General features: G+C 64.8%; 33 protein-coding genes. 15 read left to right on the top strand and 18 right to left on the bottom strand.

Annotation, left to right across the window (positions count from 1 at the left end; all coding sequences use genetic code 11):
• The first annotated feature begins 130 nt into the window (after positions 1 to 130).
• On the top strand, positions 131 to 1,786 hold the full coding sequence (locus WN72_RS31630) for a fumarate hydratase (protein ID WP_027560303.1): 1,656 nt from the start codon (positions 131 to 133) through the stop codon (positions 1,784 to 1,786).
• 95 nt (positions 1,787 to 1,881) lie between these two features.
• On the opposite strand, the gene WN72_RS31625 is transcribed toward WN72_RS31630, so the two are convergent.
• The 6 genes from WN72_RS31625 to WN72_RS31600 form a co-directional block, all read right to left on the bottom strand.
• Positions 1,882 to 2,802 (bottom strand): SH3 domain-containing protein, encoded by a 921-nt coding sequence (locus tag WN72_RS31625; protein ID WP_092213416.1) that lies wholly within the window; start codon positions 2,800 to 2,802, stop codon positions 1,882 to 1,884.
• Between the two features lie 15 nt (positions 2,803 to 2,817).
• Positions 2,818 to 3,114 carry a hypothetical protein gene (locus tag WN72_RS31620; RefSeq protein WP_092213418.1) on the bottom strand — a complete coding sequence of 99 codons (297 nt, stop codon included), beginning with the start codon at positions 3,112 to 3,114 and terminating at the stop codon, positions 2,818 to 2,820.
• Between the two features lie 107 nt (positions 3,115 to 3,221).
• On the bottom strand, positions 3,222 to 3,776 hold the full coding sequence (locus WN72_RS31615) for an inner membrane-spanning protein YciB (RefSeq protein ID WP_027560300.1): 555 nt from the start codon (positions 3,774 to 3,776) through the stop codon (positions 3,222 to 3,224).
• 12 nt (positions 3,777 to 3,788) lie between these two features.
• Positions 3,789 to 4,364: a hypothetical protein gene (locus WN72_RS31610; RefSeq protein ID WP_092213420.1), complete on the bottom strand. Its 576-nt coding sequence runs from the start codon at positions 4,362 to 4,364 to the stop codon at positions 3,789 to 3,791.
• A gap of 76 nt (positions 4,365 to 4,440) precedes the next feature.
• Complete coding sequence (locus WN72_RS31605; RefSeq protein WP_027560298.1) at positions 4,441 to 4,704, bottom strand: hypothetical protein; 264 nt, start codon at positions 4,702 to 4,704, stop codon at positions 4,441 to 4,443.
• A gap of 64 nt (positions 4,705 to 4,768) precedes the next feature.
• Entirely contained in the window at positions 4,769 to 6,166 is a 1,398-nt protein-coding gene (locus tag WN72_RS31600) for a carotenoid oxygenase family protein (RefSeq protein WP_092213422.1), read from the bottom strand.
• A gap of 106 nt (positions 6,167 to 6,272) precedes the next feature.
• Here WN72_RS31600 and WN72_RS31595 point away from each other — a divergent pair, with 106 nt between their 5' ends.
• Together WN72_RS31595 and WN72_RS31590 are read left to right on the top strand one after the other, a co-directional pair.
• The gene (locus WN72_RS31595) at positions 6,273 to 7,004 is read left to right on the top strand and encodes a TetR/AcrR family transcriptional regulator (RefSeq protein WP_092213424.1); all 732 of its coding nucleotides are present in this window, start codon (positions 6,273 to 6,275) and stop codon (positions 7,002 to 7,004) included.
• Positions 7,005 to 7,049: 45 nt separating this feature from the next.
• On the top strand, positions 7,050 to 7,664 hold the full coding sequence (locus tag WN72_RS31590; protein WP_092213426.1) for a DUF6321 domain-containing protein: 615 nt from the start codon (positions 7,050 to 7,052) through the stop codon (positions 7,662 to 7,664).
• An 8-nt stretch (positions 7,665 to 7,672) separates the two neighbouring features.
• Here WN72_RS31590 and WN72_RS31585 read toward each other — a convergent pair whose 3' ends face one another.
• Positions 7,673 to 8,278 carry a hypothetical protein gene (locus WN72_RS31585; RefSeq protein WP_167380654.1) on the bottom strand — a complete coding sequence of 202 codons (606 nt, stop codon included), beginning with the start codon at positions 8,276 to 8,278 and terminating at the stop codon, positions 7,673 to 7,675.
• 159 nt (positions 8,279 to 8,437) lie between these two features.
• Between WN72_RS31585 and WN72_RS31580 the strand changes: the two genes are divergently transcribed.
• The gene (locus tag WN72_RS31580) at positions 8,438 to 8,992 is read left to right on the top strand and encodes an SET domain-containing protein (RefSeq protein WP_092213799.1); all 555 of its coding nucleotides are present in this window, start codon (positions 8,438 to 8,440) and stop codon (positions 8,990 to 8,992) included.
• Between the two features lie 149 nt (positions 8,993 to 9,141).
• Here the strand turns inward: WN72_RS31580 and WN72_RS31575 are convergent, their stop codons facing one another.
• Both WN72_RS31575 and WN72_RS31570 read right to left on the bottom strand, forming a co-directional pair.
• Positions 9,142 to 9,540, bottom strand: a complete 399-nt coding sequence (locus WN72_RS31575) for a hypothetical protein (protein WP_092213430.1) — start codon at positions 9,538 to 9,540, stop codon at positions 9,142 to 9,144.
• A gap of 37 nt (positions 9,541 to 9,577) precedes the next feature.
• Positions 9,578 to 9,808 carry a hypothetical protein gene (locus WN72_RS31570; protein ID WP_194482931.1) on the bottom strand — a complete coding sequence of 77 codons (231 nt, stop codon included), beginning with the start codon at positions 9,806 to 9,808 and terminating at the stop codon, positions 9,578 to 9,580.
• A gap of 101 nt (positions 9,809 to 9,909) precedes the next feature.
• Between WN72_RS31570 and WN72_RS31565 the strand changes: the two genes are divergently transcribed.
• Together WN72_RS31565 and WN72_RS31560 are read left to right on the top strand one after the other, a co-directional pair.
• Positions 9,910 to 10,731: a helix-turn-helix domain-containing protein gene (locus WN72_RS31565; RefSeq protein ID WP_092213434.1), complete on the top strand. Its 822-nt coding sequence runs from the start codon at positions 9,910 to 9,912 to the stop codon at positions 10,729 to 10,731.
• A gap of 81 nt (positions 10,732 to 10,812) precedes the next feature.
• Complete coding sequence (locus WN72_RS31560) at positions 10,813 to 11,478, top strand: DsbA family oxidoreductase (protein WP_092213436.1); 666 nt, start codon at positions 10,813 to 10,815, stop codon at positions 11,476 to 11,478.
• Positions 11,479 to 11,483: 5 nt separating this feature from the next.
• Here the strand turns inward: WN72_RS31560 and WN72_RS31555 are convergent, their stop codons facing one another.
• The gene (locus WN72_RS31555; protein WP_027560288.1) at positions 11,484 to 12,653 is read right to left on the bottom strand and encodes a GNAT family N-acetyltransferase; all 1,170 of its coding nucleotides are present in this window, start codon (positions 12,651 to 12,653) and stop codon (positions 11,484 to 11,486) included.
• A 169-nt stretch (positions 12,654 to 12,822) separates the two neighbouring features.
• Between WN72_RS31555 and WN72_RS31550 the strand changes: the two genes are divergently transcribed.
• Together WN72_RS31550 and WN72_RS31545 are read left to right on the top strand one after the other, a co-directional pair.
• Complete coding sequence (locus WN72_RS31550) at positions 12,823 to 13,251, top strand: YeeE/YedE family protein (protein ID WP_092213801.1); 429 nt, start codon at positions 12,823 to 12,825, stop codon at positions 13,249 to 13,251.
• Positions 13,252 to 13,256: 5 nt separating this feature from the next.
• The gene (locus tag WN72_RS31545; RefSeq protein WP_092213438.1) at positions 13,257 to 13,724 is read left to right on the top strand and encodes a DUF6691 family protein; all 468 of its coding nucleotides are present in this window, start codon (positions 13,257 to 13,259) and stop codon (positions 13,722 to 13,724) included.
• A gap of 57 nt (positions 13,725 to 13,781) precedes the next feature.
• Here the strand turns inward: WN72_RS31545 and WN72_RS31540 are convergent, their stop codons facing one another.
• Together WN72_RS31540 and WN72_RS31535 are read right to left on the bottom strand one after the other, a co-directional pair.
• Positions 13,782 to 14,108, bottom strand: coding sequence for a hypothetical protein (locus WN72_RS31540; protein ID WP_027560285.1), 327 nt, complete (start codon positions 14,106 to 14,108; stop codon positions 13,782 to 13,784).
• A 104-nt stretch (positions 14,109 to 14,212) separates the two neighbouring features.
• Complete coding sequence (locus WN72_RS31535) at positions 14,213 to 14,617, bottom strand: hypothetical protein (RefSeq protein ID WP_092213440.1); 405 nt, start codon at positions 14,615 to 14,617, stop codon at positions 14,213 to 14,215.
• A 153-nt stretch (positions 14,618 to 14,770) separates the two neighbouring features.
• Between WN72_RS31535 and WN72_RS31530 the strand changes: the two genes are divergently transcribed.
• Positions 14,771 to 15,001: a hypothetical protein gene (locus WN72_RS31530; RefSeq protein ID WP_027560283.1), complete on the top strand. Its 231-nt coding sequence runs from the start codon at positions 14,771 to 14,773 to the stop codon at positions 14,999 to 15,001.
• Positions 15,002 to 15,014: 13 nt separating this feature from the next.
• Positions 15,015 to 17,054 carry a pyrroloquinoline quinone-dependent dehydrogenase gene (locus WN72_RS31525; RefSeq protein ID WP_092213442.1) on the top strand — a complete coding sequence of 680 codons (2,040 nt, stop codon included), beginning with the start codon at positions 15,015 to 15,017 and terminating at the stop codon, positions 17,052 to 17,054.
• Between the two features lie 44 nt (positions 17,055 to 17,098).
• Here WN72_RS31525 and WN72_RS31520 read toward each other — a convergent pair whose 3' ends face one another.
• On the bottom strand, positions 17,099 to 17,341 hold the full coding sequence (locus tag WN72_RS31520) for a PilZ domain-containing protein (RefSeq protein ID WP_027560281.1): 243 nt from the start codon (positions 17,339 to 17,341) through the stop codon (positions 17,099 to 17,101).
• A gap of 182 nt (positions 17,342 to 17,523) precedes the next feature.
• Between WN72_RS31520 and WN72_RS31515 the strand changes: the two genes are divergently transcribed.
• Positions 17,524 to 17,817 carry an HdeA family protein gene (locus tag WN72_RS31515; protein ID WP_167380655.1) on the top strand — a complete coding sequence of 98 codons (294 nt, stop codon included), beginning with the start codon at positions 17,524 to 17,526 and terminating at the stop codon, positions 17,815 to 17,817.
• Between the two features lie 117 nt (positions 17,818 to 17,934).
• Here the strand turns inward: WN72_RS31515 and WN72_RS31510 are convergent, their stop codons facing one another.
• Positions 17,935 to 18,399, bottom strand: coding sequence for a PaaI family thioesterase (locus WN72_RS31510; protein ID WP_027560279.1), 465 nt, complete (start codon positions 18,397 to 18,399; stop codon positions 17,935 to 17,937).
• Positions 18,400 to 18,763: 364 nt separating this feature from the next.
• Here WN72_RS31510 and WN72_RS31505 point away from each other — a divergent pair, with 364 nt between their 5' ends.
• Together WN72_RS31505 and WN72_RS31500 are read left to right on the top strand one after the other, a co-directional pair.
• Entirely contained in the window at positions 18,764 to 19,063 is a 300-nt protein-coding gene (locus tag WN72_RS31505) for a hypothetical protein (protein ID WP_027560277.1), read from the top strand.
• A gap of 104 nt (positions 19,064 to 19,167) precedes the next feature.
• Positions 19,168 to 19,422, top strand: a complete 255-nt coding sequence (locus tag WN72_RS31500) for a hypothetical protein (RefSeq protein ID WP_027560276.1) — start codon at positions 19,168 to 19,170, stop codon at positions 19,420 to 19,422.
• Positions 19,423 to 19,431: 9 nt separating this feature from the next.
• Here the strand turns inward: WN72_RS31500 and WN72_RS31495 are convergent, their stop codons facing one another.
• Positions 19,432 to 19,665, bottom strand: a complete 234-nt coding sequence (locus tag WN72_RS31495; RefSeq protein ID WP_027560275.1) for a DUF6894 family protein — start codon at positions 19,663 to 19,665, stop codon at positions 19,432 to 19,434.
• Between the two features lie 151 nt (positions 19,666 to 19,816).
• Positions 19,817 to 20,005 carry a hypothetical protein gene (locus WN72_RS31490; RefSeq protein ID WP_027560274.1) on the bottom strand — a complete coding sequence of 63 codons (189 nt, stop codon included), beginning with the start codon at positions 20,003 to 20,005 and terminating at the stop codon, positions 19,817 to 19,819.
• 321 nt (positions 20,006 to 20,326) lie between these two features.
• On the opposite strand from WN72_RS31490, the gene WN72_RS31485 reads away from it, so the two are divergent.
• Positions 20,327 to 20,584 carry a DUF2798 domain-containing protein gene (locus WN72_RS31485; protein WP_027560273.1) on the top strand — a complete coding sequence of 86 codons (258 nt, stop codon included), beginning with the start codon at positions 20,327 to 20,329 and terminating at the stop codon, positions 20,582 to 20,584.
• A gap of 794 nt (positions 20,585 to 21,378) precedes the next feature.
• Here WN72_RS31485 and WN72_RS31480 read toward each other — a convergent pair.
• Positions 21,379 to 21,546, bottom strand: coding sequence for a hypothetical protein (locus WN72_RS31480; protein ID WP_035729454.1), 168 nt, complete (start codon positions 21,544 to 21,546; stop codon positions 21,379 to 21,381).
• Between the two features lie 337 nt (positions 21,547 to 21,883).
• Here WN72_RS31480 and WN72_RS31475 point away from each other — a divergent pair, with 337 nt between their 5' ends.
• Complete coding sequence (locus WN72_RS31475) at positions 21,884 to 22,039, top strand: hypothetical protein (RefSeq protein ID WP_167380656.1); 156 nt, start codon at positions 21,884 to 21,886, stop codon at positions 22,037 to 22,039.
• Positions 22,040 to 22,157: 118 nt separating this feature from the next.
• Here WN72_RS31475 and WN72_RS31470 read toward each other — a convergent pair whose 3' ends face one another.
• Entirely contained in the window at positions 22,158 to 22,349 is a 192-nt protein-coding gene (locus WN72_RS31470) for a hypothetical protein (RefSeq protein ID WP_092213448.1), read from the bottom strand.
• Positions 22,350 to 22,851 lie beyond the last annotated feature (502 nt).

Below are 22,851 nucleotides of genomic sequence, written 5' to 3'. Positions count from 1 at the left end.
AAAGAGGGCCGTCAGGCTGCCGAATCCGGATGCCCCGGCCGCGCCGGAACGCCTTCCCTTTGCGTCAAAAAAGCTTAGAACGCTTCTATGCTAGGGCCCGCCAGGGCTCCAAAACCCCGAGATTTGCCCCATGAACGCTCCCACCGCCTTCCCCGACCCGTCAAAGCCCGTTCCGCCCTACAAGCATACCCCGCTGTTTCCCCTGGGCAAGGACGAGACGCCCTACAAGAAGATTTCGTCCGAGGGTGTCAGGGTCGAGAAGGTTCTGGGCAAGGACATGCTGGTGGTGTCGCGCGAAGCGCTGCGGGCGCTGTCGGAGGCGGCTTTTGGCGACATCAATCACTATCTGCGCCCCGGCCATCTGAAGCAGCTTCGCGCGATCCTCGAAGACGGCGAGGCGAGCCCGAACGACAAGTTCGTCGCGCTGGACTTTTTGAAGAACGCCAACATCGCGGCCGGCGGCGTGCTGCCGATGTGCCAGGACACCGGCACCGCGATCATCATGGGCAAGAAGGGCTGCAACGTCATCACCGACGGCGACGACGAGGCCGCGCTGTCGGAAGGCGCGCGCGATGCTTACTTGCGCCGCAATCTGCGCTACTCGCAGGTGGCTCCGCTCTCGATGTACGAGGAGAAGAACACCGCCAACAACATGCCGGCGCAGTGCGAGATCTACGCCGAGGGTGACGACGCCTACAAGTTCATGTTCATGGCCAAGGGCGGCGGCTCCGCCAACAAGAGCTTCCTGTTCCAGGCGACGCCCTCGGTGCTGACCAAGGACCGGCTGCTCGCGTTCCTGAAGGAAAAGATCCTGACGCTCGGCACCGCCGCGTGCCCGCCTTATCACCTCGCCATCGTCATCGGCGGCACCTCTGCCGAGCTCTGCATGAAGACGGTGAAGCTCGCTTCCGCCCGCTATCTTGATGCGCTGCCAACCCACGGTTCGCCTGACGGCAACGCCTTCCGCGACGTCGAGATGGAGAAGGAAATCCACAAGATGACGCAAAGCCTGGGTGTGGGCGCGCAGTTCGGCGGAAAATATTTCTGCCACGACGTGCGCGTGATCCGCATGCCACGTCATGGCGCTTCGCTGCCGATCGGGCTTGGCGTGTCCTGCTCCGCCGACCGCCAGGTGCTGGGCAAGATCACCAAGGACGGCATCTATCTCGAGGAGCTCGAGCACAATCCGGCGCAGTATCTGCCGCAGGTCGAGCAGTCGCTCGGCGGCGAGGTCGTCAAGATCGACCTCGACCAGCCGATGAAGGACATCCTGGCGACGTTCTCGAAGTACCCGATCAAGACCCGCGTATCGATGACCGGCACCATGATCGTCGCGCGCGACTCTGCCCATGCCAAGCTGCGCGAGCGGCTGGAGAAGGGCGAGCCGCTGCCTGACTATTTCAAGAACCATCCGGTCTATTACGCCGGCCCCGCCAAGACGCCCGAGGGCTACGCCTCCGGCGCGTTCGGTCCGACCACTGCGGGCCGCATGGATTCTTTCGTCGACCAGTTCCAGGCTGCCGGCGGCTCGATGGTGATGGTCGCCAAGGGCAACCGTGCGCCGGCGGTGCGCGAGGCCTGCAAGAAGTATGGTGGCTTCTATCTCGGCTCGATCGGCGGTGCCGCGGCGAACCTCGCCGAGCACTGCATCAAGAAGGTCGAGGTGCTCGAATATCCCGAGCTCGGCATGGAAGCCATCTGGCGCATCGAAGTCGTCGACTTTCCGGCGTTCATCATCATCGATGACAAGGGGAACGACTTCTTCAAGGAATTGAATTTGGGCTGAGCTGTCATGGCCGGGCTTGACCCGGCCATCCATCGTTCTTTGATGGATACGCGGGGCAGGCCCGCGTATGACGAGATGTATTATCGGCGAAGCCTCTAACTACAATTCGTGACCTGGTTGGAGCACAGCGCGCGCCACCAGCCGTGGACGCCGTCGTAGCTCTCGACGAGGCCCCAGACGCCGCTGCACGCCATGAGCCGCTTCGGTCCGCCGTCGCCGTCAATCGGGCCGCCAAGCTCGTGCTGAGCTGGCATCCATTTGGCATCGACGAAGGGCGCCTGGAAAAGTCCGCCCATGCGCGTGGCGCCATTGGCGTAATTCGCGCCGACCTTGTTCGACGCGACCCAGCCGCGGCCCGCATAGGGTTTTGGCGCGCTGCGCGGATATCGCTTCTCGTCCTCGTAGTCCTTGCCCGGGGCCCTCGCGCCTTCGATCAGGAACCAGCCGTCCCTGAAGCCGACGATGCGGAATTCGGTGAGCCAGCCGCCGTCGGGCGTGTTCTCGGCGCCGCCGAGCTTGAGCCGGTAGGGCGGCGGCAGCGTGCCGAGCACGCGTGCTTTCACGGAAGGTTCAGCCCGCACGTTGAGGCCGCTCGGGTCCTTGTCGATGGACCAGGCGCCGAGATCGCACGGCTCGGTGCCTTCGGGCAGGCTGGCGCGTTTTGCGGCGAGATCGGCGTGCAGTTTTGCGAAGTCGGCGTCGTCGTTGTCGGGCGCCGGCTCGGTGCGCGGCTTCAACGCGGCCGAGATCGCGCGCGTCGCGTCCGCCGTCAGCGTGACGACGAGGACTTGGCGCGCGGCGAACACGCTTGCCGGCGTCTTCGGATCGTTTGATGGCGCCGGATAGACCGCGAGATAGCCGGTCGAGCCTTCGGTGCGGTAGGCGAGGCCTGCGACGTAGCCCGCCGGCACCATGGCGAGCGCGCTTGCACGCCACGCCGGTTCGGTGTCATCCGCGCGCGCCGCCAGTGTCGCGACGCACAGGATCGTTGCCGCGATGAGACGGAGCGCACGCATGATGCAGCGCGGTCTTTACGCCCGCGCGCCCGTGAACGGGAAGCTGCCCATCGGGCCGATGCCCATTTCGCCGCTCATGCTGTCGCCGGAGACCTTTCCGATGAACTCGAGGGTCAACGGCATCGGATTGGTGATCGAGACCTTCCAGTTGATGGCGTCGCCGCTGATGGTGCCGTCGAAGATCTCGGCGGAATTACCATCGGCGCCCTGCGTGCCCGTCAGCGTGCCGCCGGAGCTCAGCAGGGTCAGTGTCGCCTGCCGCTCGCCCATCGGCGTCGTCATCGTCAGATTCCAGTTGCCGTCTACGGCCATTCCCGTCTCCCGAACAAATCCCGGCGGGCCACGACAATCCGCGGCCAGTCCTGGGTCGAGCGTATAGCGCAACTCGCGGGGCCTGCCTAACCCAGCATTGGAGGCATTTAGGCGCGGGCAGCCGCGCGGCGGCGGCTGGTGACGATGAGCCTGAGAACCACATATTGCACGGCAAAGGCCAGGATCTTGGCGCCGCCCGCGACCACTGTGATGTAGAACGCCCACAGCTTCAGATCGCCGGTCGAAGCCACGAAGATCATGCCGGCGCCGATCGCGAACATCAGCGCCGCCCACGCATAGCCTGCGGCCGTCACATATTCCGGGACGGTCTCGGTGACGATCGGCGGCATGTAGCGCAGCATCCAGCCGCGCTTGAGCATGATGGCACCGATCGCGAAATGCGCGATCGAGGGCTTTGCCAGCATGAAGCGGGGATCGTTGGTCAAAAGCGTGACGGCTCCCAGCACGACAACGAGCGCGACGCTCGCATAAGTCATGAAGTTCAACTGCTGCCCCTTGATCCGGGCGTAGATCACCTGCGCGACCGCGCCGGCAATCGCCACCGACGTCGCCAGGATGACGTTGTCGGTGACGAGATAGATGACCAGGAAGATGATCGCGGAGAGGAAGTCGGAGGCGAGGCGGGCGAATACGTCCTTCATCGTCGGTCCTGTTCAGCGAGGGGCGGGCAGTGCGCCGGACGGCGTACCGTACTTGATCTGGCGATACTCAGGATACCACTTTGTGAAGTAGATCGCGCTGTTGCGGGCGGCGAAGGCCACCGCAAGGCTCGACCAGAGCGGCAGGCCGGGGACGTAGAGCAACACGAGATTGGCGCCTGCCATGAGCAGCGCGGCCACGGTCCAGGCGCCGGTGATGATGTAATTGGCATAGCGGAAGCCGGGCATCGCCGCGGTCTCGGCCGGGACCGCTTCGAGGGCATATTGCAGCGTGAAGGGACGGCGGAGCAGCATCGAGCCGAGTGAGATGACGAAGATGCCGATATCGACCGACAGCTTGACGCCGAGCGTTCCGAGCGCGGGGTCGAGCAGCGTGAGATAGAGGCCGATCGCGGCGAACAGGATCGCCGAGCCGACGGCCAGCACCTTCACCGAGCGGCCGCGCGCCACGTCGATCGCAACGGTGGCGAGGCAGATCGCGGATGCCGCGAACACGCTGACCGCGGCCGACGTCACCAGCATGAGGAAGGTGAAAGCGCCGTAGGGCGCGAGGATCAGGAAAATCGCCATGGGCCGCCTCGGTCAGGTCGATCTTTACGATGTAAAGATCAGTAGTCCAGGCGCGACGTTGGGTCAAGCAAAATCTTTACAGTGTCAAAATCGTGTAGGTGACTTCCAGAAAGTGAAGTGCTGCAACGGCTTGGTCGGACGCCTCGTCGGCCAATTCCGCCCAGGGCAGGCGCGACAGGACCGGCAGCGCGGAGGCAACCAGGAGGCCGACGGCCAGCAGGATGCCTCCATTGAAAATGGCATGGTCCCGTCGCCGCAGTCGGATCATCTGGAGCGCGAGTACGGCGCCGGTCAGGGCGAGGACGGCAAGGCAGCCCGCGGTGACCGAGGAAATGTGCATGGGAAACTCCTCTTTCCGTCGTTTCCTGGTTCGCAACTTCGTCGCGCCCCGGAATGACCGGGCGCTACGCCGCTCCCACCCAGTTGCCGTGAAAGCCATCGGGCACGCGGTGGCCGAGCTGCACCAGTGCGACGGGCCCGACCTCGATATCGGAGGCGTTGAACACCGCGAGGTCGCTGCGGTTCTCCCGCGCGCGCCAGACCACGGCGAGCAGCCAGCCGTCGCCCTCGGGCGCATCTTGCGAGCGTTCGACGAACACCGGCTCGGAGATGGTATCGCCGGTGGGCAGCAGATAATGGCCGAGCCGCCGGCCGTTGCCGTCAACATGGACGATGCCCGAGAGCGCGCCGAACATCGGCAGTTTTGGATTGGCGCAGGCGTACCAGCCGTGACGGCTCTTCAACCCGGCGCGGCGATCGTCGATGCGCGGGAATTCGCCGGTGAGATCGTCGAGATAAGTCTGCTGGAAGCGGTCGGTATTCCCTGAGAGATCGAACGTCCAGCGGCAGTGTCGGGCGCGCGATTTCTCCGGATCGGTCGGCCGGCCGTCGGGATGCGGAAACAGCGGCGCTTCCTCGAACTGCATGACGTCGGCGATGATGCGGTTCTCCTCCTCCCACGCGTTCATGACGTGGAAGACGTAGCAGGCTTCAGCGCGGAACCAGACGATGTCCTTCGCCGTGCCGCTGCGCTTCATCACGCCGACATAGGCGCCCTTGTCCGGCTCCCACGCATAAGGCGGCCGTCCGCTCATCGCGCGCTCCATGCTGCCGGTGATGGGCAGGATCGGAAACAGCACATGGTTCGCGGTGACGATGAAGTCGTGCACCATGCTGGCATAGGGAGCCTCGAACCGTTCGAAGCGCGTCGCCTTGCCGGAGGGATCGATCGATCCGTAGGAGAGGGCAGGCGTCAGCGGCCCCGCGGCGTTGTAGCCGAAGAACACGAGCTCGCCTGTGATGGGATCGACCTTCGGATGCGCGGTGAAACTGCCGGCGACGCGGCCCTGGTAGTTGTGATAGCCGCGTGTCGCGAGCGTGCCCGGCTCGATCTCGGTCGGCAGATGCGCTTCTTCCAGCGCAAGCAGCTTGCCGGCATGGAAGATGACGTTGGTGTTGGCGACGCCGCCATCAGTGAGGTTTGCCGGGGCATCCGGCAGCTTGCGGCCGAAGCCGCCGAACAGCGCGCGGCCGGCATCATGCTCGGCGAGCCATTTCGGCGTGCGGACCCAGCGGTTGCGATAGCTGGCGCGGCCGTTCTCGAGGTGGAAGGCGTGCAGCATGCCGTCGCCGACGAACCAGTGCGCACCGGGGGAATCGAACTGCGGATTGGGCCCGTTGCGATAGAGCGTGCCGTTCAGCTCGCGCGGCAATTCGCCGACGATCTTGAGGAAGGGGGCGTCGGCCTCGAATGGAATCGGGCCGAGGTTATGGCGGCGCTCGGCGATACCGTCCTGCTGCACGGCGTAGCCCTCCGTATCTTTACATCGTCAAGATTGGATAGGGCCGATCGCGGCTTCCGTCAAGTGAAATCTTTACACTGTAAATATTGCGTCATATAGCTTGCAAATGGCCAAGAGCGACACCAAGGGCGAAACAGCGCGTCACCCACGTGCCCCCGGACGAACAACCTCGACCGCGGCGTCGCGCCCGGCGCGCCGCCCAGCGAGTGCGAAGACCGATACGCCCTATCATCACGGCGCCCTGCGCGAGGCGCTGCTCCAGGCCGCCGAACGGGTGCTGGAGCGCGACGGGCTTGGCGGCCTGACGTTGCGGGCGGTGGCGCGCGAGGCCGGCGTCTCGCATGCCGCGCCGACGCATCATTTCGGCGATCTCACCGGTCTGCTCAGCGAGCTCGCGGCCGTCGGCTTCCGCCAGTTCAACGCGGCGATGGCCTCGTCCTGCGAGGCCGCCGCCACGCCGCTCGAGCGCGCGCTGGCGCGGCCGAAGGCCTATGTCGCCTATGCGCAGGCGCATCCCGGCATGTACGGCATCATGTTTCGCACCGAGCGGCTCGATTACTCCCGACCGTCGTTGCAAGAGGCGGCTGAGGCTTCGTTTGCCGGACTTGCCAATGCCATCGGCGCGATGCGCCAGGAGCAGATCAGCGGCGATGCGCTGACGTTGAACCAGGGCGCGGCGATCGCGCGCGCCTGGTCGATGGTGCACGGCTTCACCATGCTGCTGCTCGACGGGCGCCTCGAGGACATTCTGGAGCGTCTGCCCGAGGGCACGACGGCCGAACGGCTGCTCGAGGCAATGCTGACCGCGCCCATCACGGGCAAGCTGCCAGGGCCCTGATCGACGGGCGAGGCAACCCTTGCCGTGGTCAGGCGTTGACGCCGCATGGCAAGATCACCGCGCGCTCCCTGGAAACGCCCCAATCCGCGCAAGCGCGCGGGCAAGGCATCCAAGCACCTCACGCCCGCGCAGAAATCGGCGGCGAAGACGCGCGCCCGCCGCGCCGGCCGCCGCTATCCCAACCTCGTGGACAACATGCGCATGGCAGCGAAGAAGACTTCCAAATCCTCGAAGGCAAAGACGTCAGCGAAGAAAAGATCAACGAGGAAGAGCCGCAAGCGCACCGCGAAGAAGACGGCAAAGTCCTCGCGCAAGCGCAAGTCACCGGCGCGGGAAAAGGATCCGCGCGGCGGCCTGACCGCAGCCGGCCGCAAGGCTTTTGCGCGCAAGCAGGGCGCTCACTTGCGGCCCGGCGTCACCAAGAAGGAGTCCGAGATGACGCCGCAGGAGATGCGGCGCAAGGGCAGCTGGGCAGTTCGCTTCTACAGCCGCGCGAAATTGCCGCCGCTGGTCGATGCCCAGGGCCAGCCGACCCGACATGCGCTCTCGGCGCATGCCTGGGGCGAGCCCGTCCCGAGGACGGTTGCGGCGGCACGGCGCATCGCGGCAAAGGGCGAGCGTCTGCTCGCGCGCTATCGCCGCATCAAGGCCAGCGCTTGAGCGAGGACCTAGCGCATCGTTGCGAGCTCGACAGCGCGGCCGCGATTGCCGATGATCTTCACCTCGTCCTTGCCGCAAGTGAAGCTGCGGGCGAAATCGTCGGCGGCCTTGCGCGCAAGCTTGTTGGCGTCGGGATTGGCGACCGCATCGACATAGGCGACATGGCAGACCGGGCCCGGCGGCAGCCGCGTCACGACCAGCAGGGCCTTGGTGTTCGGCCGTCCCTTCTTGTCGGGATCGTTGTTGTCGGCGATGTGCCAGCGCTGGATGATCGCAAACGGCTTTGCGCCCGCAGTCCGCCATTCGACGGTGGTCTCGGATGAATTGAATGGGGCGAACCAGGTCTGTGCCGCCGGTTCCTCCGCAGCGACCTTGCGGCTGCGGCCGAACGAGACGATCTCGCGCAGATCGTCCCCGTCGATCAGCACGATCAGGCCGCCCTTGCCCGGGCAGACCCGCGTCGTGCTGCCGTCGAGCTCGCTGGGTTTGCCGACCTGACGGCAGTCCTTTGGCGCTGTCGACGTGTAGGAGCTGCCCATGGATTGGGCGACTGCGCTGTTGAGGCCGATGCAGCTGATCAGGACGGCCAAGCCCGTGCGGGTCATACGGTTCATGATGACACCTTCAAGTCGCGGGAACCTTTCCATCAGACGTCTTCATTGTGGGCAAGGTTCAAACAACGGCGCGATAGACCTGACAGCGGCGCGGAATCGTTCTAGAAGGGCGGCTTCCGCCCGCGCTTGCCGCATCTCGTTCGCGTCACTCATTCGATCATGCCAGCCATCGCTTCCAGCAAAGCTTATCGCGTCGGCCGTTCCAAGACCGGCCTTGGCCTCTTCGCCACCATGCCGATCAAGAAGGGCACCCGGATTATCCGCTATTTCGGGCCGATCCTGGACTCGCGCATTCCCGCGCATGACGAGATCGAGAACAAATATCTGTTCGAGCTCAACGGCCGCTGGACCATCGACGGCTCAGTGCGCAAGAATCTCGCACGCTACATCAACCATTCCTGCCGGCCCAACGCGGAGTCGGATGTCCGCCCGCGCGAGCGCAAGGTGTTCATCCGCGCCATCAAGAACATCGAGCCCGGCGACGAGATCAACTACGATTACGGTACCGACTATTTCAAGGCGTATCTGAAGCCGATCGGCTGCAAATGCGCCTCCTGCGAGAACAAGCGCAAGAAGCTGCGTGCCGAGGCGCGGGTCGAACGCGCCAAGGTGAAGGCGCGCACGGAAGCCAAGGCCAAGAAGGCGCCCGTCAAGCGCGCCAAAAAGAAGAAGCTGAACGGTCACGCGTTCGTCAAGGCCCGCGCGCGGGCATAGCCTTTAACCGCGATGTCCTGCCCCGCGAAAGCGGGGTATCCAGTACGCCGCAGCTTCTCCGTATCCACGGCGTCTCTGGAATACTGGGTCGCCCCGGTCCAGTGCACAATTGCGCACAAGGCCGGGCGCCGACAGCCGCGGATGTGGCCTTACGCCGCCACAACACTCCCGCTCTTCCGCAATCCCACATATTGCAGCTCGGCGAACACGCCGGTTGCGACCGCCTGCGCCACGATCATGAGCTCGCCGGCAAGGTTCGGCGACACCGCGCCCGAAAGCAGCAGCGCGATGCTGGCGATCGTCCAGGCTGCGTTGCCGATCACGACCAGCAGCACGAGCGGCTTTGCAAGGCAGGCGCGCGAGGCGAGCCAGCCGACCAGCGCGGTGTAGGCGACCAGGAACAGGCCGGTCTCGCGCAGCAGCGCTTCGGGCAGGTTGAACAGCGAAGCAAACGCGCCTGCGGCGAAGGTGAAGCCGAGGGCGGCGATGCCGCTGAAGATGGCATCGGCGAGCAGGGCGCGGCGCAGGAAGGTGGATGCGTCGATCATCGTAGGTCTCCTTGGCTGGTTGGGCTCGGGGTGGGATTCAGCGCAGTCCGCGCCACCAGGCGCGAAGCAAGCGGGCGATGCGGTACGGGCAGAGGCTCCTGCCGACGCCGTACTCGAAGGCGACAACCTGGGCGACGACATAGTGGCCGGTCGAATGCACCAGCGGCTCCGGCATGTTGAGGCTGCGCGCCAGCATGCGGGTGGCGAGCGCGATCGCCCATGGAAGAAGGTGGTCCACGACGGTTCGGTAGAGCAGCAGCGCGATCATGATCATCTCCTGTTGCGACCCAAGATGCGTGCGCCCGCGCCCCAATTCGATTACCTCGCGGGTAATGGAAGGGCTGAAATCCGCATGCTAGGTTTTCGACCATGAGCGCACACGCATCCACGGCACAGGCCGAACGCAGCCAGCCGGTCCATATCGGCGATCATTTGCGCGAATGGCGGCAGCGCCGCCGGATGAGCCAGCTCGATCTGGCGGGCGAGGCCGAAATCTCGGCGCGGCACTTGAGCTTCGTCGAGACCGGACGAGCCGCACCCTCGCGCGATATGGTGCTCAGACTCGCGGAGCGTCTCGATGTGCCCTTGCGCGAGCGCAACGTGCTGCTGGTCGCGGCCGGTTTCGCGCCCGCGTTCCCGCAGCGCCCGCTGGAGGATCCCGCCTTGAAATCAGCCCGCCAGGCGATCGACCTCGTCCTCAAGGCGCATGAGCCCAATCCGGCGCTGGCCTATGATCGGCACTGGAACCTGGTCTCCGCCAATCGCATGGTCGCGCCGCTGCTCGAGGGCATCACGGAGCGGCTGCTCGGCCAGCCCTTCAACGTGCTCCGGCTCGCCTTTCACCCGGAGGGGCTGGCGCCGCGCACCGTCAATCTCGCGGAATGGTGCGCGCATCTGCTCGAGCGGCTGCACCGTCAATGCGAGGCCACCGCCGATCCCGAGCTGATCAAGCTCTATCACGACCTCAAGAGCTATCCCATTCCAGCGCGCTCGGCGCCGTTGTCCAGCGACGCCGTCGCGATCCCCTTCAAGCTGCGCCATGATGGAGAGATACTAAGTTTCTTCTCCACCACCATGGTGTTCGGCACTCCCGTGGACATCACCCTGTCCGAGCTGGCGCTGGAGACGTTCTTCCCGGCGGATGAACGCACGGCCGAGCGGCTCAAGCAGATGGCCGCAGCCATGTCCTAGTGCTATATCCGGCGCCCTTGCCTCAGGGCGTGTTCGGCTTATCTTGGGGCGAACTCGCACCGCCCGAAGGAGGCGCCTGACATGAGCACGCTCAAACCGCTTCAGATCGACGTCGTCTCCGACGTGGTGTGCCCGTGGTGCTATATCGGCAAGCACAGGATCGAGAGCGCGCTGGCGCTCGTGCCCGACGTTCCCGTCAAGCTCAATTTCCGTCCCTTCTTCCTCAATCCCTGGGTGCCGCGCGAGGGCATCAGCCGCGAGGCCTATCTCACCCAGAAGTTCGGCTCGGTCGAAGCGTACAAGGGCATTGCCGGGCGCGTCGTCGCGGCTGCCAGCGAAGAGGGCCTCGTCTACAAGCCAGAGCTGGTGGCGCGGCAGCCCAACACGACCGATTGCCATCGCCTGATCCTCTGGGCCGAGTCGATCGGCAAGGCGCCCGAGATGAAGCAGCGCCTGATGGAGCTGTACTTCCGCGACGGCGGCGATCTCACCGACGTCAACGTGCTGGTGCAGGCGGCCGCCGATATCGGCCTTGACGCCGACGACGTGCGCAAGCGCCTCGCCACCGACGAGGACGTTGCGCGCGTTTCTGCCGACGCGCAGGAGGCCGCCGAAAAGGGCATCTCCGGCGTGCCGACCTACGTCTTCGCGCAGAAATATGCCGTCTCCGGCGCGCAGGATCCGAACCTGCTCGCCCGTGCCATCCGCCAGGTGTCGGAGGAGATCAACGCGCAGGCGGCGGAGTAGCTGGCCTATTTGCGGAGCAGGTGAACTGCCCGGCGCGCCGCCGCGTAGGCGGCGCCGTGCGCTGCGAGCGCTCCGTGAATGAGCGCCACAACCGGATCGTTCCGCCGCAGCGGGATCAGCACGTCGCCGATCGCGAAGCGTCCGCGCCAGATCGGATTGATCATGGGATGGTCGGCACTCGCGGTGGAATCCGCGCTCGCAATGGCCGGATCGGCGCAGAGATGGCGGGTGAGGTCGAGCGTGAGCTGCACGCCCGGCGAATATTTTGCAAAACGCTCGTCGATGCCGAGCTTGAAGAAGAAGGCGCGGTCCCGGTGACGTAGCACGATGCCGGCGGCGACCGGCGTCGTGCCGGCGCGCAAGCTGACGATCTCGCACTGTGCGGTTTCTGCCAGAGCCGGCACGGCGCGGCGGATGAAGGTTGCGTCACCCGCATCCTGGATCAGCGCAGTGCCGCGCTTGCCTTTCCAGCCGCTGGCTTCAAGCTGCAAGAATGTTTCGAGCGCGAGCCTGATCTCGTCAGGATTGCGCGCGACTTCGAAGGCGACGGGCCCATGCTCTTCGAGACGATGTCGCTGGCGGCGCAGCTCCTTGAGCTTTTTGGTGCCGAGCGCCTCGCGCAGCAGCGTCTCGCCATCCTGCGTCGCGTCGAGGCTGGCGCGGATGTAGGAACCGAGCACGCGCGGCTTCAGGCCGTCGCGGTTGAGAACTTGCTGGAGTGAATTCATCGCCGCGCCGTCGAGGGCGACGTCGTTCAGCACGAGCGCATGCGCGCCGGCCTCGCGTGCCTGCTGCAACAAGCGCGCGGCCGCCTCGACCGGAGCGTCGCGGTCGATCAGCGGGCTGCACAGCGTGCCGTAGGGATGCGCGCTCACCAGCGCGGGCAGGGGGATCTTCAGGGCGCGCCAGAGCGAGATCACCGGCATCAGCCCGGTCAGCCGCACTGAGGATCCATCATATGCGGCAAGCGCGGAGGCATCCGTGCGGCCGCGCGCACTTGCGCTGACAGCGAGCTCCCAGGCGGGCAGATAATATCCGTTCGGCTCGACCGCGCGCTGCGCCAGCGCACGCCATTGGCCGGGGTCGATCGCAGTGAGCGGGACGCGCGCGCCCATGGCCGCGGCATGCCTTGCCGATGCCGGATTGATCGCAGCCTGGTGCGCGATATCGACCACGTCCCGTCGTTCCCCGTTCAGGAGGTCATGCTTAGCGCAAAGATTGGAAAATACCGTTGGGACGCCGCTTCAATTCGAGTGGTAATATTAACACCCCGTTCAGCATCCGGGCGGACGATCGCTGGCCGTATCGGTGGATGAACGATTGCTCTCGCTCCGGAGGATCATCATGATCGCGACATCTTTCACGCCGGTTGCTTCGCTCCTTGGCGGCGCGTTGATCGGTCTGTCTGCCGTGCTCCTGATGTGGGCGACAGGGCGGATCGCCGGGGTCAGCGGCATCGCGGCGCGGCTATTTCCGCCTTACGAGGACCGCGAGCTCGCCGGCCGGCTCGCCTTCGTCGCAGGCCTCGTCGCCGCACCACTGCTGGTTCTGCTTGTGACCGGACGCCTGCCGGCGCAAACGATCGCCGCGACAACGCCGGTGCTGATCATCGCCGGATTGCTCGTGGGCTTCGGCTCGGTGTGGGGCAGCGGCTGCACGTCCGGCCATGGCGTCTGCGGCCTGTCGCGACTGTCGGTGCGCTCGCTGGTTGCGACCATCACCTTCATGGCGACGGGCATCGCCACCGTCTTTGTGATCCGTCACTGGAGCTGACGACGATGACAATCCTCGTTCAATTCGCGATCGGCCTGATCTTCGGCCTCGGCCTCATCATCTCCGGCATGTCCAACCCGGCGAAGGTGCTGAACTTCCTGGACGTCGGCGGCATCCCTGCGGGCACTTGGGACGCCAGCCTCGCCTTCGTGATGGCTGGTGCGGTCGCAGTGACCTTCATCGGCTTCAGCCATGTCCTGAAGCTTCCGCGTCCGTTCTTCGCCGAGCGCTTCTACGTTCCGGCGCGAAAGGACATCGATCCCAGGATTGTTGTTGGTCCCGCGATCTTCGGCATCGGCTGGGGATTGGCAGGCTTTTGTCCCGGTCCGGCGCTCACCGCGCTCGGATTCGGTTCGCGGTCGGCCTTCGTCTTCGTCGCTGCGATGTGCGCTGGCATGATGCTCGCGCGTTTCATCGCGAACCTTCCGTCATCGGCGCGCGTCGCCGCGCCGACCGATCCGCTCGAGACCTGACATCGACGGGACCGGGCGAGCTGTCTCGCCCGGTCCCGCCCTTCATCGCTTCATCGATTACCAGCGGTCGCCGACACCGACGCCCACGCTGACGCCCGGCGTGTGAATGCCGACGCCGCCACGCGGACCGTCATCCCAGTCGCGATAGGCGCGGCGCTCATAATAGCGCTCACGCGGCATCCGGGCGTAGGAGTCGCGCACGATCACGCGCGCGCCGCCACGGGTGCGATAGCAATTGCCGGCATCGTCGCAGACGAGCCGCACTTCCTGGATCAGATCCGGGTTGGTGTATTCGCTGGTCGTATAGATGTCAGCGGCCTTTGCGCCGCTCGCCGCTGCCAGGGCTCCGACGCCAGCCAGCAGTGCAATCGTAAACGTCCTCATCACGTCCTCCTCGATACTGCCCTCGGCGGTAACAAGAAGGGGAGGCGGGGATCGTTCCGGCCCATTTACAGGTTTTTCCCGGAACTGCGCTATGCGTGTCGGTCCTAGATGGGCTCGTAGGTTTCCGTTCCGCAGGTGTCGTCGGCTTCGGCACGCCGGCGATCGACCACCTTTCCACTTGATATCGTCACAATGTAGGTCTGCATGCCGAGCGCCGTGCCGGTCGCCGAGGTGAGCTGTGCGCGGACGCAGGCGGTCCAGCCGGGTCCTCGCACCTGATGATGGGGTGGGGCCACATGCACCTCGCGCGGATAGGAGGTGTTGAGGAAGACCACGTCGATCTGCTCGCGCACCACGCGCTTGACGTCAGGGGGCGCCTCGGGCGGCGGCACCTCGGCTTCCTTCATGCGCATGAACTCGGGCACGGGCGCCCGGCTGTCGGCAAAGCCGCAGGCACCGAGCGCGAGCGCGCCGGCGAGCAGCGCCGCATGAGCAATGATCCGCAACATCCCTGGAGGTCCCCCGCGGGCCAAGAGATAGGCACGAATGCGATCCGGCGAAGTCCCGGTCGATCAAGATTTGCTGAAGGCCGCGATGTCGCGGCATTGGCTATTACGGGATTGCAGGCTAGTTTGTACCCCCAGAGGTGGGGGATTGCTCCAATGAGGATTTTGGTCATTGCGGCCGCCGTGCTGGCACTGACGGCTGTCTCGGCCGAGGCGCAGGGGCGCGGCAGAGGTCAGCCCAATGAAGGCGGCCAGAAAGCGGACAACAAGCCCAAGGTCGACGAGAAGGCCTACAAGGCCGCGCTCGAGCGCATTCCGGAGCCCAAGGAAAAGTATGACCCGTGGGGCGGGGCTCGCCCCACCGAGCCCACCAAGAAGCCGAAATAAAGCGTGGCGGGCGATGCGTTTGCGCACCCGCCTGCATATCGTCGTCGCGCTCATTGCGCTCTTGTTTGCCGCGCCGCCGTGCGGGGCCTGGGAGAGCTGGGGCAGCGATGCCGGTGGCTCGCGCTTCGCGCCGCTACGACAGATCACGCCCGACAATGTCGGCCAGCTCATCCGCGCTTTCGAATATCACACCGGCGATCTCGCCGCGCGCGCGCCCGAGGTGATGCGACGAACCAAATTCGAGGCGACGCCGCTGTTCGTCGAGGACAGCCTGATTTTCTGCACGCCGTTCAACGAGGTGATCGCACTCGATCCCGGCACGGGCGCGCAGAAATGGCGCTATGATCCGAAGATCGCGACCAATCAGCGTCCTGCCAATCGCTATGTCTGCCGCGGTGTCACCTGGTGGATCGACGATCAGGCGCCGCCGGATGCCGCCTGCCGATCGCGTATCTTCATGGGCACCAACGATGTCCGCCTGATCGCGCTCGATGCGAAGACTGGCATTCCCTGCGCCGGTTTCGGCAAGGGCGGCGAGATCAAGCTCGATATCGGCATGCGGCTGGATTGGCCGGGCGAATTCCAGATCACCTCGCCACCGGCAGTTGGCCGCGGTGTCGTCGTGGTCGGCTCCGCGATCGCCGACAACAGCCGCATCGATGCGCCGAGCGGCAGGGTGCGCGCGTTCGATGCGCGGAGCGGCGAGGCGCGCTGGACCTTCGAGCCGCTCCAGCGCGCCGGCATCGAAGCCGGCCATGCCAATGTCTGGGCGCCGATGTCGGTCGACGAAACCCGCGGGCTGGTTTTCCTGCCGACGACATCGCCGTCGCCGGACTTCTGGGGCGGCAAGCGGCCGGGCAACAACGAGCACGCCAATTCGGTGGTTGCGCTGCGCATCGAGACCGGCGAGCTCGTATGGGCATTCCAGACCGTGCATCACGACGTCTGGGACTACGATCTGGCGGCGCAGCCGACGCTCGCGCGCCTCGACACCGGCGAGGGCCAGCGCGACGTCGTGATCCAGCCGACCAAGCAGGGCTTTGTGTTCGTGCTCGACCGCGACACCGGCAAGCCAGTCTGGCCGGTCGAGGAGCGCGCCGTGCCGCAGGGCGGCGCCGAAGGCGAAGCATTGTCGCCGACGCAGCCGTTCCCAACGCATGTTCCGCCGCTGACGTCGCAAACGATCTCGACCGATGATGCGCTCTCGCTCTTGCCCGGGCTGGGCCGCTCGTCTTGCGAACGGCAGTTCGCAGAGGCGCGCAACGAGGGACTGTTCACGCCGCCTTCGGTGCAGGGTACGCTGGAATTTCCATTCACCGGCGGCGGTGTGAACTGGGGCAGCGCGGCGTTCGATCCGGCTGGTCAGATCCTCTATGTCAACACCAGCCGCGCCGTGCATCTCATCAAGCTGATCCCGCGCGCTGAGGCGGCCGGATTCAATCCGCCGCCCGGACATGATTTCGGCCAGCAGCGCGGTGCGCCATTCGCGATGTCACGTGCGATGGTGACGTCGCCGCTCGGCATGCTCTGCAACAAGCCGCCATGGGGCGAGATGGTCGCGGTCGATCTGAAGGGCGGAAAAATCCTCTGGCGCTCGACGGTCGGTACCACCGAGGATCTTGCGCCATTGGGCGTGCCGCTGCCTTGGGGCGCGCCGCTCCTCAACGGGCCCGCGGTCACCGCCGGCGGTGTCGTCTTCACCGGCGCGATGGATGCTTATCTGCGTGCCTTCGATGCGCGCAGCGGCAGGGAGCTCTGGCAGGGCCGGCTGCGGGTGCCCGGCGTCGCCAATCCCATGACCTATCTCTGGAAGGGCGAGCAATATGTCGCGATCGGCGCCGGCGGCCATTCCGAAGCGGGCACCTCGATCGGCGACAGCGTCGTTGCGTTTCGCCTGGCGCGGCCCGGCGAGGCGCCATCGTTATGGTCGCGCACGATCGATCGTCCGGGCGGACGATTTGTTGCGGCATCGACGACGATCGCTCTCGCGATCATCGCGCTTGTGATCGCAGCTCTGCGCTGGCGACGCCGTCGTCGTATCACGCCCTCTTAATCGCGATGTGGATGCGATGCGAACGCTCGTTCACATCGCGCGAATTATTGTACGAAAGCGAGGCCGACGCGCCGCTCGCTGCGCCATACGGGGCGGCAATTCCGCACGAAATTGTCGCGCGCGATCGAGAGCGTGAATGATTGCGGCAGTGTGACGGGTGAATCGAGGTCGATCGCCGCGCCGCCTTCGGACATGTTTCGCACGGTGCACGCTACACCGCTGTTTTCAAAGGTGATCGTCCCACCCTTGAAAACACGGTGACGCTGCGCTGCACGTTTCTCGATCATCGGCATTAATCCATAACGACGATTGTGAAATAGTGCATAGAAATTGCGTTGATCTAAACTCAATACTGGCGCTACTTGCACAGCGCTTCAGACTTCGTTTACGACGTTGGAGCGGTGACTCACTCCGCCGACTTTCCTCACAAGCCTTTCCTTTATGGCGTTACGCGCCGATGGAGATTCCGATGAAGACCACGCTTTCGATCTTGTTCGCCGCAGCATTCTCGCTGTCATCGATGCCCGCCCACGCCGTCAAGTGGGACCTCTCGACCATGACCTGTAAGCAATTCCTCGAGAGCGGCGAGGACAACATCGCTGTCGTGCTGACCTGGATGGACGGCTGGTACAAGGGCGACGAGGACAACGCGATCATCGACACCGAAGTGTTCATCGAGAACGCCAAGAAGTTCGGTGCCTATTGCGGAAAGAATCCGACCGTCAGCGTCGTCACCGCGGCCGACGAGATCCTCGGCAAGTAGTTCTTGAAGTGTGCCGACCGTAGCGCGGATGCAATCGCGCTTCGGCGGACGCGAACGTGATGGAGAGCCGCGGCGCGCTTTTGCGCTCTCGCGGCTCTCTTCTTTTTCGGCGGATGCTCAGCCCGGCAGCATCGCGAAGGCGCTCGAAACCATCGCGACCTGCTTGTTGTCGGCGGCCGAGAGCAGCGTGACGCGACCAAAGCTCATGGTGCGCCCGAGACGCACCACGCGCGCGTCTGCGAGCACGTCCGAGGAGGAGACCGCGCGCATGAAATGCGTGGTCTGGTCGACCGTCGTCATCGGACGGTAGCCGCGATTGGCGGCGAGGTTCGCGATCACCATCGCGGTGTCGGCGAGCGCCATCAGCGCCTGGCCGCAGACCACGCCGCCGTTGCGGCACAGCCGCTCCGAGAACGGCATGCGCAGCAGCGCGCCGGGCTGCCAGTCCGGCGCGTCCGCCGGCTGGATGTGCTCGATGCGCTCGACGGCGAGGTTGAGATCCTGGACCCAGGGCGCAAAGACCTCGCCGAGGATGCGTCTCGCATCAGCGATGCCGAACCCGGCTTCTGGCTGCGTTTGCATTGCTGTCGTGTCCTCCATTGTTGCCGGATGTTTCGGCCATTCTGCGCGGATCGGCGCGGCAAAGTCACCCGGTCCAGCGCTGGCCCGTCGGCTTGAAAATGCCCGACTTCGCCCGATATGATAGCTCGCTTGGGAGCGGGTGGACGATGTTGCGTCGGTGTGTCCTCGTGTTTTCGTTGATAGCGCTTGGCCTCGTGCTGGACGGCTGCACCAGATGCGGCCCGATCTGGGACGATTGGCTGAACGCGCCGAAATCTTGCCGGTCGGACCGGCTCTAGCGCGCCATTCGGCCGCGAGCGGGCTGTTGACAGGGATGACGAGGCGCGGTTGATCCGCCCCTGATTGAATGATCGAGGAGTGAGTGATGAAGCTTTTCCGTATGGCGGCGGTGCTGCTGGCCGTGGTGGCGGGACCGGCCTACGCGCAAATGCCCAATCTCAACCTGCTGCAGGAAGGCCCGGGCAAGACCCCCGAGGAGAAGGCCGCGGATGCCGAGCGTGAAAAGGCCTACAAGGAAACGCTGAAGAAGATTCCGGACGCCAAGTCGTCCAGTGATCCCTGGGGCGGCATGCGCTCCGATCCCCCGAAGCAGCCGGCGGCGCCGAAGGCCTCGGCCGCAACCAGCGCGCCGAAGAAGAGCAAGACCGGCACCGCTGCCAACTGATCGCCCCCGTCGGAGGCCGCAATGACGCCTCCGGAACAGGACTCCTCTTCAGGCGGCCCGCTTCCTACATTGAGCCGGTCAGTATTGCGTAGAGGAGGGCCGACATGGCCGACCGGCCGCGGGATCTCGCCGAGCGGATGGCGCGCCGTCGCAAGACCGGTGGCAGGCCGGGCGCGACCACCGGCGACGGCTATCTGCGCGAGACCTTCACCCTGCCGCGCCCGGCGGCACGGGCGCGGGCGGAGGCCTTCTTCGCCCGCTACCCCAAGGCCGGCTATATGAGCGCCGTCGAGACCTGGCGCGAGCTGCCCGGCGGCGACATCGAATTCACCATGCGGCGGCTGCCCAGCGCGGATTAGGAGCGGGCCCTATTCGAGGGTTTCTGCGACGATGCGGATCCGGAACACCGGCTCCTTGGCCTCGTCGAGCAGCTCCATGTGCCATTCGGAGTCTTGCTGCAGCTTGCGGGCGATGCCGGCCGCCATATCGGCGCAGACGCTGGTCATCTCCCTCCAGGCCGAATCGCGATCGGCAAATTCCGTCGCTTGGTCCGCACAGCCGGAATAACGGCCGTTCCGGATTCGAAAGAAGTAAAGCGGCATTGGCTGGCACCGATCACGCGTGACGGCCCCGCCCCCAAGGCCATGGGCGCGCAGTGCAGTCCCAAACCATCCCCAGATCAATTCCGGGCGGCTACGGAATAGGCCCCGCATGGCATGCTGTGGGGCGAACGACTCGCGCCGCCTTGCCTGCTCAAGCGGTCTTGCGCCCGATCGCCTTCAGCTCCCGATCAATGCGCAGCTGCACCCGCCGGATCGCCAGCAGATCGATCTTGGTCTCGGTCTTGCCGGTCTTGACCTGCTCGCCGATCCGGAACTGCCACTGCCAGACCCCGGGGATTGCCGTCTTGGCGACGGTGAACTCGACGCCCCTGTGATTCATGGCCACCTCCCACGATTCACCTTCATCAGATGCCAAACATGTTGGGCGTCTTAATATTCCCGCGACAAGCGAAATCTGACGATAAGCCCCGGAGGGTTCACGGCTATCCCGAGAACGCGCGCGCTCCGCAACAAGCGAAATCGAATTCCGAAAGATACCCTGCACGAGCGCCGGTACTCCGTGGTTCTCCGACCATGAACAGAGTTCCGCGCGCGACACTGATCGACGCCAGCGCGCGGTAGCGCGCATCTATTATGCGACTCACGGCACGTGCCTTGCTTCGCCTCATGACGGCAGCAGCAAGCAAGGACATAGGCACTCATGCTCGGCATTCCCCGCCGCTACAGTCATTTCGTCTTCGGTGTCATCCAGTCCGGCCTGACCTCGCTGATCGCGGCGGGGATCGCCAGCTTTCCGGCGACAAGCGCAATGCTCTTCCTGCGGCACTGGACGCTGTCGTGGCTGGTCGCATGGGCCGCGATGCTGCCGATCGTGCTCGTGGCCGCGCCCGCGATCCGCGCCTTCTCGCTAAGGCTGACGCGGGAGGAGACCGCCCCGCGAACCGGCGGGCAGGCATGAAAAAACCCGCTTGGGGAGAGCCAAGCGGGTGAGAGGTTATTGGAGGCTGAGGTGCTGGGCTGCAACACCATAGCCCGATGACCCTAGCGGCCTCAGCTTACGGCAGCCTGACACGTCGGCAGATCGCGGTCGCTCCGGTGTTGCCCCCGCAAACAGAAAACCCCGCTCGGGGCCGAGCGGGGTCATCGACTGGGTATGGAGGCCCGGTGTTGGTCCACCGGGCGAAATGAAACTAGGGGAGTCGGCTTACAGGCGCCTGACGGAGGCAGCTAAAGCTTGCGCGGCACGAGGCCGCAGACTGGCCCCGCACAGGTCCCAATTTGGCCATCCGATCGCACAACTGGAGCCACACCCGCGGGCGAGATTCACTGCTTCGACGATGCCATGGGGGAAACGTGGCGCGCCGAGAACGGGGTGGCATCATGGATAACGTAGAGCGGTCATTTGCCGCCGCGACGGCGGCTGGCTTCGTGGTGCTGGTGATCGGCATCGCGCTATTGATGCTGCTGTAGGGCGGCGTCGGGCGCGCGGAAAGCGGGTCCGAGGCATCGGGCCCGGCACGATGGCGGCTTTCAAAAGCTGAAAACAACCCCATGCACAGTAGGGCGCTGGGCAATTTCGCTGTGCAATCAATGGCTTAATATAGGTGTTTCGATACCTTCAGTGCGGTTTCGCCGCCGCGTGCGAAGCGGTCCCCTGGCGGGCACGCGCGCGCGATCAGCCGCGCCGGGAGGGCCGGTCAGCTCCGAAGCCGGTTGCCAAACAGGGCCGGTCCAAACAGGTCCAAGCGCGGCCTAATGGACCTTGATCTCGCCCACGGGCAGGCGCAGCTCGGCGGCGCGCTCCTCGCGGTCCTTCTTGCGGAACTCGTTTTCCTTGCGCTCGAACTTCGCCATCTCCTCGAGCGCCGCCTCGAGGAAATGATTGCGCCTCGCCGCATCGTGGTGCGTGTCTTCCGCCATGACAGAGCTCCCCGTTAGAGCGGCCCCGTCCCGACAAAGCCGGTAACCGCGCAAAGGTTCGGTGCCGCAGGATTGCGGATTTATGACGGCGGCCGGCGGCTGCGTCTTTGCTGCGCGTCAGCTTCAATGGAAGAGGGGGCACGGCAAGATTGAATCTTCCGTCAGGCCCAAAGAAAGGTTGCCAGCCGGCTAACCTCGCGATGAGATCCGCTCGAATGCCCTAAAGCGCGATGAGATCAGGATGAGTGATCATCGCGCTTTGGCTTGTTGTTTGCGCATGATCTCTTCGAAAAACCGCTACGCACTTTTCCGGATCATGCTTTAGCGAGAGGCGCACATGAGCGAGCAGAAGGATGTCGAGCACAACTGCCCCGAATGCGACGGGACGGGCCGGGACAGCGGCATGAAGCCGATGCACCTTGGTGAGAAGGTCGAGTTTCGTCCCTGCACCAGATGCGGCGGATCGGGAAAAATCAAAGAGGCCGACAGCTGAGGCGGCCTCTCGCCGTCTTTGAGCCTCTCGCGCGTTAAAGCATGATCCGGAAAAGTACGAAGCGGTTTTCCGGAAAGATCATGCGTGAACAACAAGCCAATCCAAATCTCATCGCGCTTTAGTGGCAGGGCTTGCCCAGCATCTGCGCGTAGCGGCTGTGACAGCCGTCGTGCAGCTGCCACCGCTTCGTGATTTTCATGCCGACCTTCGGAGCGCCCGACGACATCGGACCGCACGATGTGTGGGCGTAAGCCGCCGCCGAGCCGGCGAACACGGCCAGCACGAGCGCGATCTTGATCATCGACTTCATGTCTCCTCCTGAAATTGTCTACGTCTCGTAGCGCTACAAATATAAGCGTTACAATTTGTAGCATTTAAATACAAGCTCCCACCGCTTGATGGCCGGCGCTTCAGCCAGAGGAGCACGGCACCTCAAAATTCAATTTCAGGAGGCTCGAAAGGCCGCGATCTGCGGTGCGCTCCTATTAGGACACCCGGCAAATCGAATTAGGACAGTGGAAGATTTCACGGGCGAAGCAAAAACGCCGCCCGCTTAAATTGAGCGCGGGCGGCGGCTTTCCAGCCCCGGGTGGGAATGAGCAATTCCCCGGTGACGGTTAGTCTGCACAACCTATGCCAAGGTTTTGTGTCATCTGACGGGACACCCGCGCCAAGCCGACAAGGCTACCGCTGAACGTTCCTGTCGCAATTTGGATGAGGACCGAAAGAGGTCTCCAACTCAGGCGGTCTTACTCCTCATTCTCTTCTTCTGGCGGCGGATTGAGTCTGTTTCCAAGGAATGTGCTCGGAAG

Source organism: Bradyrhizobium arachidis (genome assembly GCF_015291705.1).
GTDB classification, from domain to species: domain Bacteria; phylum Pseudomonadota; class Alphaproteobacteria; order Rhizobiales; family Xanthobacteraceae; genus Bradyrhizobium; species Bradyrhizobium arachidis.
This window is presented reverse-complemented; position numbering and strand designations above follow the sequence as displayed.

What these genes read in the sequence shown, in the direction of transcription:
- WN72_RS31585 (WP_167380654.1), bottom strand. Translation starts at nt 8,278, where the DNA reads ATGAACCGTATGACCCGCACGGGCTTGGCCGTCCTGATCAGCTGCATC.
- WN72_RS31525 (WP_092213442.1), top strand. Translation starts at nt 15,015, where the DNA reads ATGCGTTTGCGCACCCGCCTGCATATCGTCGTCGCGCTCATTGCGCTC.
- WN72_RS31495 (WP_027560275.1), bottom strand. Translation starts at nt 19,665, where the DNA reads ATGCCGCTTTACTTCTTTCGAATCCGGAACGGCCGTTATTCCGGCTGT.
- WN72_RS31515 (WP_167380655.1), top strand. Translation starts at nt 17,524, where the DNA reads ATGAAGACCACGCTTTCGATCTTGTTCGCCGCAGCATTCTCGCTGTCA.
- WN72_RS31490 (WP_027560274.1), bottom strand. Translation starts at nt 20,005, where the DNA reads ATGAATCACAGGGGCGTCGAGTTCACCGTCGCCAAGACGGCAATCCCC.
- WN72_RS31545 (WP_092213438.1), top strand. Translation starts at nt 13,257, where the DNA reads ATGACAATCCTCGTTCAATTCGCGATCGGCCTGATCTTCGGCCTCGGC.
- WN72_RS31580 (WP_092213799.1), top strand. Translation starts at nt 8,438, where the DNA reads ATGCCAGCCATCGCTTCCAGCAAAGCTTATCGCGTCGGCCGTTCCAAG.
- WN72_RS31470 (WP_092213448.1), bottom strand. Translation starts at nt 22,349, where the DNA reads ATGAAGTCGATGATCAAGATCGCGCTCGTGCTGGCCGTGTTCGCCGGC.
- WN72_RS31620 (WP_092213418.1), bottom strand. Translation starts at nt 3,114, where the DNA reads ATGGCCGTAGACGGCAACTGGAATCTGACGATGACGACGCCGATGGGC.
- WN72_RS31610 (WP_092213420.1), bottom strand. Translation starts at nt 4,364, where the DNA reads ATGGCGATTTTCCTGATCCTCGCGCCCTACGGCGCTTTCACCTTCCTC.
- WN72_RS31485 (WP_027560273.1), top strand. Translation starts at nt 20,327, where the DNA reads ATGCTCGGCATTCCCCGCCGCTACAGTCATTTCGTCTTCGGTGTCATC.
- WN72_RS31595 (WP_092213424.1), top strand. Translation starts at nt 6,273, where the DNA reads ATGGCCAAGAGCGACACCAAGGGCGAAACAGCGCGTCACCCACGTGCC.
- WN72_RS31590 (WP_092213426.1), top strand. Translation starts at nt 7,050, where the DNA reads ATGGCAAGATCACCGCGCGCTCCCTGGAAACGCCCCAATCCGCGCAAG.
- WN72_RS31540 (WP_027560285.1), bottom strand. Translation starts at nt 14,108, where the DNA reads ATGAGGACGTTTACGATTGCACTGCTGGCTGGCGTCGGAGCCCTGGCA.
- WN72_RS31630 (WP_027560303.1), top strand. Translation starts at nt 131, where the DNA reads ATGAACGCTCCCACCGCCTTCCCCGACCCGTCAAAGCCCGTTCCGCCC.
- WN72_RS31605 (WP_027560298.1), bottom strand. Translation starts at nt 4,704, where the DNA reads ATGCACATTTCCTCGGTCACCGCGGGCTGCCTTGCCGTCCTCGCCCTG.
- WN72_RS31560 (WP_092213436.1), top strand. Translation starts at nt 10,813, where the DNA reads ATGAGCACGCTCAAACCGCTTCAGATCGACGTCGTCTCCGACGTGGTG.
- WN72_RS31500 (WP_027560276.1), top strand. Translation starts at nt 19,168, where the DNA reads ATGGCCGACCGGCCGCGGGATCTCGCCGAGCGGATGGCGCGCCGTCGC.
- WN72_RS31615 (WP_027560300.1), bottom strand. Translation starts at nt 3,776, where the DNA reads ATGAAGGACGTATTCGCCCGCCTCGCCTCCGACTTCCTCTCCGCGATC.
- WN72_RS31475 (WP_167380656.1), top strand. Translation starts at nt 21,884, where the DNA reads ATGAGCGAGCAGAAGGATGTCGAGCACAACTGCCCCGAATGCGACGGG.
- WN72_RS31520 (WP_027560281.1), bottom strand. Translation starts at nt 17,341, where the DNA reads ATGATCGAGAAACGTGCAGCGCAGCGTCACCGTGTTTTCAAGGGTGGG.
- WN72_RS31480 (WP_035729454.1), bottom strand. Translation starts at nt 21,546, where the DNA reads ATGGCGGAAGACACGCACCACGATGCGGCGAGGCGCAATCATTTCCTC.
- WN72_RS31510 (WP_027560279.1), bottom strand. Translation starts at nt 18,399, where the DNA reads ATGCAAACGCAGCCAGAAGCCGGGTTCGGCATCGCTGATGCGAGACGC.
- WN72_RS31625 (WP_092213416.1), bottom strand. Translation starts at nt 2,802, where the DNA reads ATGCGTGCGCTCCGTCTCATCGCGGCAACGATCCTGTGCGTCGCGACA.
- WN72_RS31550 (WP_092213801.1), top strand. Translation starts at nt 12,823, where the DNA reads ATGATCGCGACATCTTTCACGCCGGTTGCTTCGCTCCTTGGCGGCGCG.
- WN72_RS31575 (WP_092213430.1), bottom strand. Translation starts at nt 9,540, where the DNA reads ATGATCGACGCATCCACCTTCCTGCGCCGCGCCCTGCTCGCCGATGCC.
- WN72_RS31535 (WP_092213440.1), bottom strand. Translation starts at nt 14,617, where the DNA reads ATGTTGCGGATCATTGCTCATGCGGCGCTGCTCGCCGGCGCGCTCGCG.
- WN72_RS31570 (WP_194482931.1), bottom strand. Translation starts at nt 9,808, where the DNA reads ATGATCGCGCTGCTGCTCTACCGAACCGTCGTGGACCACCTTCTTCCA.
- WN72_RS31530 (WP_027560283.1), top strand. Translation starts at nt 14,771, where the DNA reads ATGAGGATTTTGGTCATTGCGGCCGCCGTGCTGGCACTGACGGCTGTC.
- WN72_RS31565 (WP_092213434.1), top strand. Translation starts at nt 9,910, where the DNA reads ATGAGCGCACACGCATCCACGGCACAGGCCGAACGCAGCCAGCCGGTC.
- WN72_RS31505 (WP_027560277.1), top strand. Translation starts at nt 18,764, where the DNA reads ATGAAGCTTTTCCGTATGGCGGCGGTGCTGCTGGCCGTGGTGGCGGGA.